We start from the raw sequence: 12,460 nt of genomic DNA, 5'->3' as shown, positions 1-12,460 counted from the left end.
TTTGGCGCAATTATGCAATTCCCGAGTATTTGAGTCAACTATAAGACCTATTAAATTAGTAGGTCTTTAGCGAGACACCCTGATCGTACAGGCGGATGGCAAAGCTGGACGCATGATACCAGCTACTGCCAAGACCCGCACTTCAGCCGCGCGCTTCTCCGGCATCAGGCTTCACTTCGACGAAATCCTCTTCGCGCAACTCGGGTAGTTCCTTGGCGCAGTAGTCGCTACCGAGCGCCTTGAGCGCGCCACACATTCCCTCCAGTCGTTCCTCGACGGCCTGCACGTGATCGAGCAACTGCCCGATCGCCCGCGCCACCGGGTCCGGCATGTCCTCGCTGACACCGTAGGCGTCGAAACCGATCTTTTCGGCAATCGCCTTGCGCTTCGCCTCCTGCTCATCGCTGGATTTGACGATGACACGCCCAGGAATACCTACGGCCGTCGCACCCGGCGGCACTTCCCGCGTGACCACTGCGTTGGAGCCGATCTTCGCACCTGCACCCACCGTGAACGGGCCGAGAATCTTCGCGCCCGCACCGACGATCACGCCATCCTCGAGCGTCGGATGGCGCTTGCCCTTGTTCCAGCTGGTCCCACCCAATGTCACGCCGTGGTAGAGCGTCACGTCGTCGCCGATCTCGGCGGTCTCACCAATGACGATACCCATCCCGTGGTCGATGAAGAAACGACGCCCGATCCGTGCACCCGGGTGAATCTCCACCCCGGTCAGCCAACGCCCGAGATTCGACGACATGCGCGCCAGCCATTTCCACTCATGGGTCCACAGCCAATGGGAAAGCCGATGGATCCAGATGGCGTGCAGCCCCGGGTAACAGGTCAGCACCTCGAACGCGTTGCGGGCTGCCGGATCGCGATGGAATACGCTTTGGATGTCTTCGCGCATGCGTTCGAACATCAATCACTTCTCCGCTTGTGAGGTTCGCCGCGGGCCGCCTTTTGCGTCTCGGTGAGAATGCCCCGCAGGATGTTCATTTCCAGCTTGCTGATTCCGCTGCGCCCATACAGCCTGCGCAGGCGCGGCATCAGATGGCGCGGCTTGGCCGGGTCGAGAAAACCGATATCCACCAGCGTCTGCTCAAGGTGGCCGAAATAGTTTTCCAGCTCGTCCACCGTGACCGGCTGCGCGTCGAGCATTGCCGTGGTCTCCAGCTTTTCCACCTTGGTCGGCCGCCCCTCGGCCGCCAGCCAGGCCATGCGCACTTCGTATGTGAGCACTTGGACGGCTGCGGCGAGGTTCAGCGAGCTGAACTGGGGATCGGACGGGATATGGACATGGTATTGGCAGCGCTGCAGCTCTTCATTGGTCAGGCCGGCGTATTCACGACCGAACACCAGCGCCACGTCGCTACCGGCGGCAGCCTGCTCCACCGATACCGCGGCGCACTCGCGCGGGTCCAGGAGCGGCCAAGGTATGCGCCGATCCCGGGCACTGGTGCCAAGCACCAGACTGCAGCCGACCAGCGCCTCTTCCAGCGTGGCGACGACCTGGGCCGAATCGAGAATATCGGTCGCGCCGGACGCCCGGGCGACCGCGTCCGGGCTCGGAAAGTCTTCCGGATCAACCAGCACCAGACGCGACAGGCCCATGTTCTTCATGGCCCGCGCCGCGCCGCCGATGTTGCCGGCGTGGCTGGTATTGACCAGCACCACTCGAATGTTCTGCAACGACACGATGAGTCTCAGCAAGAAAACCAGCGGAAAGCTTACAGGAAGCCGCTCGCCGTCCGCCATCGACCAAAGCCTGCAGCGACGCCGGTGACGCTACATGCGCCCGAGCTTTCCTGATAGAATTTCGCGCTTTCTTTAACGACCAGGTAATTGATCCATGCAGCCCATGCTGAATATCGCGCTGCGCGCCGCCCGCAGCGCCGGCGAACTGATTGTCCGTTCCACCGATCGCCTGGATGCAATCTCGGTCAACGAGAAAGAAGCAAAGGATTACGTCACCGAGATCGACAAGGCGGCCGAGCAGAGCATCGTTGCAGCGCTGCGCAAGGCCTATCCGAATCACGGCATCCTTGGCGAGGAAGGTGGACTGCTCGAAGGCAGCGGTGACGGCGCCGATTACCTGTGGATCATCGACCCGCTGGATGGCACGACCAACTTCGTGCGCGGCATTCCGCACTATGCCGTGAGCATCGCCTGCAAATACCGCGGCCGTCTCGAGCATGCCGTCGTCCTGGACCCGGTCCGCCAGGAAGAATTCACCGCAAGCCGCGGCCGTGGCGCAGCCCTGAATGGCCGGCGCCTGCGCGTCAGCTCGCGCAAGAGCCTGGACGGCGCCCTCCTCGGCACGGGCTTTCCGTTCAAGGACGGCCAACTGGACAACCTGGACAGCTACCTGAACATGTTCCGCAGCCTGGTCGGCCAGACCTCCGGCCTGCGACGCGCCGGAGCGGCGAGCCTCGATCTGGCCTACGTAGCTGCGGGCCGCTTCGATGCGTTCTGGGAGTTCGGCCTTTCCGAGTGGGACATGGCGGCCGGCGCACTTCTGATCCAAGAGGCTGGCGGCCTGGTGAGCGACTTCAGCGGCGGCCATGAATTCCTCGAGAAGGGGCAGATCGTGGCCGGCAATACCAAGTGCTTCAAGGCTGTGCTGACGACCATCCAGCCCCACCTTACGCCATCGCTCAAGCGCTGAGCTTGACGCAAAGAAAAACGCCCCAACAGGGGCGTTTTTTATGCAGCTTGTTCAGTTCACTGCTGAGACACCATCAGCTGCCCATCCTGTACCGGAATCTGGCTGCCCGGATCACGATCCATCCGTACGCGCCCGACCTTGCCAGCCAGATCGTACTTGACGTCATAGCCGACGATCTTGTCGTGCGTGTCGGTGACCGTGCTGCAGCGGGTCTCGGTGGTGGTGTAGGTGCTGTTGGCTTGCATGCGCCCCTGCACCTGATTGCCGGCATAACCACCGCCGACCGCACCGGCGACCGTGGCGATCTTCTTGCCATTGCCGCCACCGACCTGGTTACCCAGCAGACCACCGACGACGGCGCCCACTGCGGTACCTGCGATCCGGTGCTCGTCCTGCACAGGCTTCTGCCGGGTCACTGTGACGTCCTTGCAGACTTCACGCGGCGTTCGGATGGTTTCCTTGATGGGTTCGACCGCCAGCACCTCGGCGAACTTCGGACCGCGATCGACCAGGCTATAAGTAGCGAAAGCTCCACCAGCCGTGGCGACGACCACTCCAAGTGCCGTACCGACCAACATGGACTTGTTCACTGTGACATCCTCTTCCTTCGGGCTGCGCCCGTTCCGCAGCCTTGGACCTCGCAAGGCTGCGGAAGTTCGAAAGAGGATCAGGGGCGCTCGTCGGCCTCTTCTTCCACCACTGGCGGAATCAGATCGTCACGCGTGAGTTTGAGCCAGACCAGCAGCGTGCCGGCAACGTAGACCGACGAGTAGGTACCAACGCCGACGCCGATCAGCAGCGCCAGCGAGAACCCCCACAGATTCTCGCCCCCGAAGACCATCAGCGCCCCAACTGCCAGCAGCGTGGAGACCGAAGTGGCCATGGTGCGCAGCAGCGTCTGGGTGGTGGAGATGTTGATGTTCTCCAGCAGCTCAGCCTTGCGCAGCATGCGGAAGTTCTCGCGGATCCGGTCGAAGATGACAATGGTGTCGTTCAACGAGTAGCCGATCACCGCCAGCACAGCCGCCAGCACCGTCAGGTCGAATGAGATCTGGAAGAAGGAGAACACGCCCAGGACCACGATCACGTCGTGGAACAGCGACAGCACGGCGCCGAAGCCGAACTTCCACTGGAAGCGGAACGCCACGTACACCAGGATGCCGCCCAGCGCCAGCAGCATGCCGAGACCACCCTGGTCGCGCAGCTCTTCACCAACCGCCGGCCCGACGAACTCCACGCGCTTGACGCTGACCGCGTTGCCGCCATCGGCGTTGCGCAAGGCGCTGGCGATGCGCTCACCCAACTGGGGATCGTCGCCCGGCATGCGCACCAGTACGTCGGTAGTCGCACCAAAGCTCTGCACCACGGCATCGGTGAAGCCGGCTTGGACCAGCTGACCACGAACCTGCTCGAGCTCGACTGGACGCTCGTAGCCCAACTCGATCAGCGTGCCGCCGGTGAAATCCAGCCCGAAATTCAGCCCCTTGACAACCAGGCTCCCCAGCGAGGCGACCGTGAGCAGCACGGTAAGGGCGAAGGCCACATGGCGGACGCCCATGAAATTGATAACGCGTTTCATCGTGCTAGCCCCTTAAATCCACAGCTTCTTGAGATCGCGGCCACCGTAGATCAGGTTGACCATGCCGCGCGTCACGATGATTGCGGTGAACATCGACGTCAGGATGCCGATCGACAGGGTCACCGCGAAGCCCTTGATCGGGCCGGTACCCATGGCGAACAGGATGCCGCCCACCAGCAAGGTGGTGAGGTTGCCGTCGAGGATCGCCGAGAAGGCCCTGTCGAAGCCCTCGTGGATGGCCCGCTGGATCGACATGCCATTGGCAATCTCCTCACGAATACGCGAGAAGATGAGCACGTTGGCGTCCACCGCCATACCCATGGTCAGCACGATACCGGCGATACCTGGCAGGGTCAGCGTGGCGTTGAGCATCGACATCAATGCCGTCAGCGCGACCATGTTGAACAGCAGCGCAATGGTGGCAAGCACGCCGAAGAACTTGTAGATCAGCACCATGAAGATGGCGACGAAGAGGAAGCCCCACATCGCGGCCTGCACGCCCAACTTGATGTTCTCGGCGCCCAGGCTCGGACCGATGGTGCGCTCCTCGGCGAAGTACATCGGCGCCGCCAGACCACCAGCGCGCAGCAGCAGGGCAAGTTCCGACGATTCGCCCTGACCATTGAGGCCGGTAATGCGGAACTGACTGCCGAGCGGCGACTGGATGGTCGCCAGACTGATGATCTTCTTTTCTTCCTGGAAGGTTTCGACCCGCACTTCCTGCTCGACGCCATCGACCATCTGCCGCACGTAGCGAGTCAGCGGCCGCTGCTCGATGAAGATCACCGCCATGCTGCGCCCGACATTGCTGCGGGTAGCGCGGTTCATCAGATCGCCGCCATGTCCGTCGAGGCGAATGTTCACCTGCGGACGGCCGTTTTCGTCGTAACTGGCTTGCGCATCGGTCACCTGATCACCGGTGATGATCAGGGTACGCTCGAGCTGCACGGGCGGACGACCTTCCTCGCGGAACTCGAAGGTTTCGGTCGAGGCGCGCGGCGCATCGGACTCGGCCGCAAGGCGGAACTCCAGATTGGCCGTCTTGCCGAGAATGCGCTTGGCTTCGGCAGTGTCCTGTACGCCCGGCAGTTCGACCACGATGCGGTTGGCCCCCTGGCGCTGCACCAGCGGCTCGGCGACGCCCAGCTCGTTGACGCGGTTGCGCACGGTGGTCAGGTTCTGCTTGATCGAATATTCGCGGATCTCAGCCAACTTGGCCTCGGTCAGCGTCAGACGCAGCACGAATTGGCCGTTGCGCTCGCTGGTGGTCAGCTCGAAATCGGTGAAGTTCTTGCGAATCAGCGACTGAGCGGCGCTCAGGGTTTCCTGATCGGCGAAGCCCAGCTGCACGGCATCCTTCAGATTCGGCAGGCTGCGATAGCGCACGCGCTCTTTGCGCAGCAGGCTTTTGACCTCGCCTTCGGAGACATTCAGCCGCGTCTCGATGGCCTTCTCCATATCGACTTCCAGCAGGAAGTGCACGCCGCCGGAGAGGTCGAGACCGAGCTTCATGGGGCTGGCACCGAGACTGCGCAGCCAGTCTGGAGTGGTCGGTGCAAGGTTGAGCGCAACGACATAGGCATCACCCAGCGTGCGCCGAACGATATCTTTGGCCGGCAGTTGATCATCCTGACGCTCCAGACGCACGAGACCACCACGGCCCTGTTCGTCGAGCGAAGCGGACTTCACCGCAATGCCGCCTTCCTCGAGCGCCTGGCTTATGCGCTCGAGATCGGCCATACCGATCTCCTGTGCCGCGCTGGCACCGGTGACCTGGATCGCCGGATCGTCCGGATAGAGGTTGGGCGCCGAATAAACAAAAGCAACCGCGAGCACTGCCAGAATCAGCAGGTATTTCCAGAGAGGGAATCTATTGAGCATGACGCAGCCCGTTTAATGAACGCGGGGCGCCTTGCGCGCCCCGTCGGTGTTGAATGAAGTCAGCTCAGATCGCTTTCAGCGTGCCCTTGGGCAGCGTGGCGGCGATAGCCACTTTCTGGAACTTCAGCTCAACGTTGTCGGAAACCTCGATCACCACGAAATCGTCAGCGACCTTGGTGACCTTGCCGGCGATGCCGCCGGAGGTGACCACTTCGTCGCCCTTCTGCAGGCCGGCGATCAGGTTCTTGTGTTCCTTGGCCCGCTTGGCCTGGGGGCGCCAGATCATCAGATAGAAGATGACCAGAAAACCGACCAGAAACACCCACTCGAAGCCAGTGCCGGCAGGACCAGCGGCAGCCTCCTGGGCATAGGCGGCGGGAATCAGAAAGCTCATGTAGCACTCCTGTTGCAGAAAGGATTGTTTTGCTCTGGCACGTCACGCAAGCGGCGGCGTTGGCAGACCGCGCTTGGCATAAAAGGCGTCGACAAAGGCCGCCAATGTACCCTGTTGAATGGCGTCGCGTAAACCAGCCATCACCCGCTGGTAATGCCGCAGGTTGTGGATGGTATTCAACATGCTACCCAGCATTTCGCCGCATTTATCCAGGTGATGCAGATAGGCGCGGGAGAAGTGTTTGCAGGTGTAACAATCGCAGCTCGGATCGAGTGGCGAATCGTCGTGCTTGTGCACCGCGTTGCGAATCTTGATGACGCCGGTGTCGGTGAACAGATGGCCGTTGCGCGCGTTACGCGTCGGCATCACGCAGTCGAACATGTCCACGCCGCGCCGCACCCCCTCGACCAGATCTTCCGGCTTGCCCACGCCCATCAGATAGCGCGGCTTGTCGGCTGGCATCTGCGGCGGCAGGAAGTCCAGCACGCGAATCATCTCCTCTTTCGGCTCGCCCACGGAAAGCCCGCCAATCGCCAGGCCGTCGAAGCCGATCTCGCACAACCCGTCCAGCGAGCGCATGCGCAGCGATTCGTGCATGCCGCCCTGAACGATGCCGAACAGTGCCGACGGGTTGTCGCCATGAGCGACCTTGGAGCGCTTGGCCCAGCGCAGCGACAATTCCATCGAGCGGCGCGCGACGTCCTCGTCAGCCGGATAGGGCGTGCACTCATCGAAGATCATCACGATATCCGAGCCCAGGTCACGCTGGACCTGCATGGACTCTTCCGGCCCCATGAACACCTTGGCGCCATCGACCGGCGACGCGAAGTAGACGCCCTCCTCCTTGATCTTGCGCATCGCCCCCAGACTGAACACCTGAAAACCACCGGAATCGGTAAGGATCGGCCCCTGCCACTGCATGAAGTCGTGCAGGTCGCCGTGGCGCTTGATCACTTCGGTGCCGGGTCGCAACCAGAGGTGAAAGGTGTTGCCCAGGATGATCTGCGCACCGATCGCTTCGATGTCCCGCGGCAGCATGCCCTTGACGGTACCGTAGGTGCCTACCGGCATGAAGGCCGGCGTTTCCACGGTTCCGCGAGGAAAGGTCAGACGCCCCCGACGTGCCTTGCCATCGGTGGCGAGTAGCTCGAAAGACATGTGGCAGGTACGGCTCATCGGGTTTCCTCGGGACCGCGCGCGGCGGGGTTGCGGGTAATGAACATGGCGTCGCCATAGCTGAAGAATCGGTAGCGCTGAGCCACAGCCTCGGCATACGCCGCCATGGTTTCCGGGTAGCCGGCAAAGGCGGAAACCAGCATCAGCAGCGTCGACTCGGGCAGATGGAAATTGGTCACCAGCGCATCGACCACATGAAAGGTCTTGCCCGGATAGATGAAGATATCGGTGTCGCCACTGAACGGCTTGAGCTCGCCGTCGCGTGCGGCCGTTTCCAGCGAGCGGACACTGGTGGTACCCACCGCGATCACCCGGCCTCCTCGCGCGCGGCAGGCCGCCACCGCATCGACCACCTCCTGCGTCACTTCCAGCCACTCGCGATGCATATGGTGTTCTTCTATGCGCTCCACGCGCACCGGCTGGAAGGTGCCAGCGCCGACATGCAGGGTGACATAGGCGGTCTGGACCCCGGCATCGCGCAGTGCATCCAGCAGGGCCTCATCGAAATGCAACCCGGCGGTCGGAGCCGCCACGGCGCCGGCTCGCTGCGCGTAGACGGTCTGGTAGCGCTCGCGATCTGCCGCATCGTCCGGCCTGTCTATATAAGGAGGCAAAGGCATGTGACCGATGCGCTCGAGCAGCGGCAACACGTCCTCGTCGAAGACGAGCTCGAACAGGGCATCGTGCCGCGCGACCATTTCAGCTGCGCCACCACCGTCGAGCAGGATCTGAGAGCCGGGCTTGGGGGACTTGCTCGAGCGCACATGCGCCAGCACGCTGCGATTGCCGGTCACGCGCTCGACCAGAATCTCCAGCTTGCCGCCGGTAGCCTTCTGGCCAAACAGCCGCGCCGGGATGACCCGCGTATTGTTGAAGACCATCAGATCACCGGGCCGCACGTAGTCCAGCAGATCGGCAAAGTTGCGGTGCGACATCTGCCCCGACTCACCGTCGAGCACCAACAGCCGACTCGCTCTGCGCTCGGCAAGTGGATGACGGGCGATCAGGGCGTCAGGGAGCTCGAAGTAGAAATCGGCGACTTGCATGGGCGGTTTCGGGGCGCGGAAAGGGCGCAAATGTTATCCGAAAGACGTCGAGCTGGCCACGCCAAACGATTGACCACTCAGCCCCGCATCCCTATACTGCGCCGCCACTGTGCCTCGATGGCGGAATCGGTAGACGCAGCGGATTCAAAATCCGCCGTTGGTAACAACGTGAGAGTTCGAGTCTCTCTCGGGGCACCATCACAGTACCAAGCCTGTGCGCAGCGAACTCCGTATCGATATGCGACACAGGCAGAAGCGTCAGCTTTACCGCCTTCTCGCTGACTGAAAAACAACACAGTCAGCCGTGGCTTTGACGATCCGCCGTAGCGGAGATGCATGTCGAACCACCCTTCAAAAGCGCTGAAATGGCGCCGCCTGGACAGGCAAATTCTATGGCTCCGAGGGGTTGGCATTCCCCGGCGAGTTATCGTAGAGTGTGCCCACTGTGTTTGCATGGGTCGCTGTTGAATCGTGACCTGGTGCAGTAGATCTTCAGATCCGCTACTCCGCTCGACTCTCTTACTCCTTGCAACCAGTTCCAGCTTCCTGCTTTGCGGGGGCAATTCTACTTTTGAGTTTCAAGGATACAAAGACATGTCGAATCGTCAGAACGGTACCGTCAAGTGGTTTAACGACGAGAAAGGTTTTGGTTTCATCACTCCTGAGAGCGGTCCGGATCTGTTCGTGCACTTCCGCGCGATCGAAGGCAACGGCTTCAAGAGCCTGAAAGAAGGCCAGAAAGTCAGCTTCATCGCCGTGCAAGGTCAAAAGGGCATGCAGGCCGACCAGGTTCAGATCCTAGGCTAAGCCTTCTCTCCGAAAAGCCCCTGATGGCAACATCAGGGGCTTTTTTATGCGCGCAATTCCGTAGAATGCCCCGCCTTCCCCTTGATCGAGACAAGCAATGCGCCGACATCTGCTGAGCCCGCAGGGCCAATTCCCCGCTGCCGGCCTGATGCGCCGACTGGCAGCAATGTTCTACGACAGCCTGCTCTGCATCGCCCTGATGATGGTGGTGACCCTGTTCTATCAACAGGTGCTGCTGCGCCTGCTATATGGCAGCGACCAACTGAAGGTGCTCGCCGACGCGGGCCGCCTGGATATCGACCCACTGCTCTCGACGCTGCTGCTGTTCAGCCTGTTCGGCTTCTTCGCCAAGTTCTGGACCCACAACGGTCAGACGCTGGGCATGCAGGTCTGGGGCATCCGCATCCAGAACAGCGACGGCCGCGCCATCGATCTGTGGCAGGCGCTGCTGCGCTTTCTGATCGCGATCGTTTCGCTGCTGTGCCTGGGAATGGGCTATTGGTGGATGCTGATCGACAAGCAGAAGCGCACCTGGCACGACATCTATTCCGAGAGCCAGGCGGTGCAACTGCCGAAAAACATCCACAAGAAGTAATCGCAGCGCCCGAGCCATCAGACCTGGCCGGGCACGCGCCTCTCTACCGGTCGCCGTCGCCATGCGCGACGGCGATGCCTCAGCCGGCGCGCCTCAGCAACCAGGTGCCGATCAGCGCACAGACACAGGCCGGCAACACCACCGCCAGCAGCGGCGAGAAACCGAACACCTGACTCGCCGGCCCCAGCAGATCCTGAATGATCCGGAACACGAAGCCGACGACCACGCCGGTGAAGATCCGCTGCCCCAGCGTCACCGAACGCAGCGGCCCGAAGATGAAGGAAATCGCCAGGAGCACCAGCGCCACGGTGACCGCCGGCTGCAGGACCTTGGTCCAGAACGCCAGCCAGTAGCGGCTGTTGTTCAGCCCCTGTTCGCCCAGATAGTGAATGTATCGCCACAAGCCGGTGATCGACAGCGCCTCCGGCTCCATCACCACGGTGCCGAGCAGCTGCGGTGTCAGCTGGACGTCCCAACGCTCCTCGGACGCGCGCGCGACTTCGGTGTGATCACCACGAAAATGGGTGGTGGCAATGTTCTCGAGCCGCCAGTGATCGCCCTGATAGCTGGCGCGACGCGCGAAGCTGGAGGACAGCAGGCGACGCTCCTCGTCGAAGCGGTAACGCGTGACCCCCACCAGCACACCGCCGGGCTGTACCGCGTTGACGTGCACGAACTCGTTTTCCTGACGATGCCACAAGCCGCGCTTGCTGCTCTGCGCCTCACCCGCCCCCTGCGCCAGGGAGCGCCTGGCCTGGGCGATGTCTTCGGTCAGCGGCGCAACATACTCGCCAATCAGAATTCCTGCGACGAGCAGAACGAGCATCGGCTTCATCACTGACAGTACGATGCGCCCCAGGGAAACCCCGGCCGCGCGCATGATGGTCAGCTCGCTGCTGCTGGCCAGCGTGCCGAGACCGATCAGGCAGCCGATCAGAGCCGCCATCGGCAGCATGTCGTACAACCGGCGCGGCGAGGTCAGCAGGACGTATTGCAGGGCGTCGCCCAGACCGTAGTTGCCCTGGACGTCGCCCAGCTCGTCGATGAACGCGAACAGCAGCGCCAGACCGACGATGATGCCGAGCACCGTGAGGATGGCGAGAAAGACGTGGATACCGATGTAGCGATCGAGCTTAACCACGAGCCACCTCCAGCTGCGCGCGACGCTTCTTCATTCGCAGCCTGATGGGCTCCCAGAACAGCATCAGCAGGCCGATCGCCAGAAACAGCCCGTGCACCCACCACAGACCCAGCGCCATGGGCAGGCGCCCCTTGTCCAGCGCACCACGCACGGCGATCAGCAGCGCGAGATAGGTCATGTACAGAAGGATGGCCGGCAGCAGCTTGAGGAAGCGCCCCTGCCGCGGATTGACCTTGGCCAGCGGCACGGCGAGCACGGTGACGACGAATACCAGCAGCGGCAGCGACAGCCGCCAGTGCAGCTCGGTGCGGTGCCGAAGGTTATCGCTACCCAGCAGCTCGCGGGTCGGCATCGCCTCGCGCTCGCTCAGCTCCATGCTCACTTCCGGCTTGGGCAGCAGCACACCGTAGGTGTCGTACTGAATCGCACGGTAATCCGCCTGCCCCGGGTTGCCGTCATAGCGATAACCATTTTCCAGAATCAGGTACCGGCTGCCGTCCGGCTGAATCTCCTGCCGACCGCTCTCGGCGACGAGTACGGACAGCCCGCTCTCCTTGCCGGTCTGACGCGAAACGTTGGTCTCGGAAATGAACACACCGCCAAGCTCGCTGCGGTCGGCCGAGAGCTCACGGGTATAGGTGACGCGCGAACCGCCGCGCAGGGTCTGGAAACGCCCTGGCACCAGGGTGTCGAACTCGGTCAGCGAATCCTGCTGATTGAGTATCCGATCCACCTCGGCGATGCCTTGCGGCGCCAGGCCCAGGCTCAGCCAGCCGACCAGCGCAGCGACCAGGGCTGCCGGTGCCAGGCTGTAGGCCAGCAGGCGTCGCTGACTCATGCCCGTGGCCGAGAGCACGGTCATTTCGCTTTCGAGATAGAGGCGCCCGTAGGCCAGCAGGATGCCGAGGAACAACCCCAGCGGCAGAATCAGTTGCAGGAAGCCCGGCAGGCGGAAGCCCATGATCAGCAGCAGCACGCCCGGATCGAGCACCCCCTGCGCAGCCTGGGCCAGATACTTGATGAAGCGGCCGCTCATGATGATCACCAGCAGCACGGCACTGACCGCGCTCATGGTGATCAGCAGCTCTCGGGACAGGTAACGAAAGACGATCAAACCAGACACTCCAGGGTTGTCAGGCTCTGGCGGCAACGCTCAAACTAGCCGCCAGTTGCCGG

13 protein-coding genes and 1 tRNA gene are annotated in these 12,460 nt (G+C 62.3%); 4 read left to right on the top strand and 10 right to left on the bottom strand.

Annotation, left to right across the window (positions count from 1 at the left end; translation table 11 throughout):
- Positions 1-142 precede the first annotated feature (142 nt).
- Entirely contained in the window at positions 143-919 is a 777-nt protein-coding gene (cysE, locus tag P5703_RS04680; RefSeq protein WP_011914139.1) for a serine O-acetyltransferase, read from the bottom strand.
- Positions 919-1,755, bottom strand: coding sequence for a tRNA (cytosine(32)/uridine(32)-2'-O)-methyltransferase TrmJ (gene trmJ / locus P5703_RS04675; RefSeq protein ID WP_011914140.1), 837 nt, complete (start codon positions 1,753-1,755; stop codon positions 919-921). The genes cysE and trmJ overlap by 1 nt, the downstream gene beginning before the upstream one ends.
- Before the next feature lie 94 nt (positions 1,756-1,849).
- On the opposite strand from trmJ, the gene suhB reads away from it, so the two are divergent.
- Complete coding sequence (suhB, locus tag P5703_RS04670) at positions 1,850-2,665, top strand: type III secretion system regulator SuhB (RefSeq protein ID WP_011914141.1); 816 nt, start codon at positions 1,850-1,852, stop codon at positions 2,663-2,665.
- Positions 2,666-2,721: 56 nt separating this feature from the next.
- Here suhB and P5703_RS04665 read toward each other — a convergent pair whose 3' ends face one another.
- The 6 genes from P5703_RS04665 to queA form a co-directional block, all read right to left on the bottom strand.
- Complete coding sequence (locus P5703_RS04665) at positions 2,722-3,255, bottom strand: glycine zipper 2TM domain-containing protein (protein WP_013983652.1); 534 nt, start codon at positions 3,253-3,255, stop codon at positions 2,722-2,724.
- A gap of 77 nt (positions 3,256-3,332) precedes the next feature.
- The gene (secF, locus tag P5703_RS04660; RefSeq protein ID WP_011914143.1) at positions 3,333-4,244 is read right to left on the bottom strand and encodes a protein translocase subunit SecF; all 912 of its coding nucleotides are present in this window, start codon (positions 4,242-4,244) and stop codon (positions 3,333-3,335) included.
- 12 nt (positions 4,245-4,256) lie between these two features.
- Complete coding sequence (gene secD / locus P5703_RS04655) at positions 4,257-6,125, bottom strand: protein translocase subunit SecD (protein ID WP_013983653.1); 1,869 nt, start codon at positions 6,123-6,125, stop codon at positions 4,257-4,259.
- A gap of 64 nt (positions 6,126-6,189) precedes the next feature.
- Complete coding sequence (gene yajC, locus P5703_RS04650; RefSeq protein ID WP_014597404.1) at positions 6,190-6,519, bottom strand: preprotein translocase subunit YajC; 330 nt, start codon at positions 6,517-6,519, stop codon at positions 6,190-6,192.
- 42 nt (positions 6,520-6,561) lie between these two features.
- Complete coding sequence (gene tgt / locus P5703_RS04645) at positions 6,562-7,677, bottom strand: tRNA guanosine(34) transglycosylase Tgt (RefSeq protein WP_020307028.1); 1,116 nt, start codon at positions 7,675-7,677, stop codon at positions 6,562-6,564.
- A 14-nt stretch (positions 7,678-7,691) separates the two neighbouring features.
- A complete protein-coding gene (queA, locus tag P5703_RS04640; RefSeq protein ID WP_084901834.1) occupies positions 7,692-8,741 on the bottom strand; it encodes a tRNA preQ1(34) S-adenosylmethionine ribosyltransferase-isomerase QueA in 1,050 nt (349 codons plus the stop codon).
- Between the two features lie 111 nt (positions 8,742-8,852).
- On the opposite strand from queA, the gene P5703_RS04635 reads away from it, so the two are divergent.
- The 3 genes from P5703_RS04635 (at position 8,853) to P5703_RS04625 (ending at position 10,143) form a co-directional block, all read left to right on the top strand.
- Positions 8,853-8,939 (top strand) — tRNA-Leu (locus tag P5703_RS04635).
- Positions 8,940-9,335: 396 nt separating this feature from the next.
- Positions 9,336-9,548 carry a cold-shock protein gene (locus P5703_RS04630; protein WP_003246255.1) on the top strand — a complete coding sequence of 71 codons (213 nt, stop codon included), beginning with the start codon at positions 9,336-9,338 and terminating at the stop codon, positions 9,546-9,548.
- 97 nt (positions 9,549-9,645) lie between these two features.
- Positions 9,646-10,143 carry an RDD family protein gene (locus P5703_RS04625; protein WP_013983657.1) on the top strand — a complete coding sequence of 166 codons (498 nt, stop codon included), beginning with the start codon at positions 9,646-9,648 and terminating at the stop codon, positions 10,141-10,143.
- Between the two features lie 79 nt (positions 10,144-10,222).
- Here the strand turns inward: P5703_RS04625 and lptG are convergent, their stop codons facing one another.
- Positions 10,223-11,284, bottom strand: a complete 1,062-nt coding sequence (lptG, locus tag P5703_RS04620) for an LPS export ABC transporter permease LptG (protein WP_285585685.1) — start codon at positions 11,282-11,284, stop codon at positions 10,223-10,225.
- On the bottom strand, positions 11,277-12,398 hold the full coding sequence (gene lptF, locus P5703_RS04615) for an LPS export ABC transporter permease LptF (RefSeq protein ID WP_013983659.1): 1,122 nt from the start codon (positions 12,396-12,398) through the stop codon (positions 11,277-11,279). The genes lptG and lptF overlap by 8 nt, the downstream gene beginning before the upstream one ends.
- Between the last annotated feature and the right edge of the window lie 62 nt (positions 12,399-12,460).

The organism is Stutzerimonas sp. FeSN7 (assembly GCF_030263795.1).
GTDB lineage: Bacteria > Pseudomonadota > Gammaproteobacteria > Pseudomonadales > Pseudomonadaceae > Stutzerimonas > Stutzerimonas stutzeri.
The sequence above is the reverse complement of the archived record's forward strand: the minus strand, read 5'-3'. Positions and strand labels throughout refer to the sequence as shown.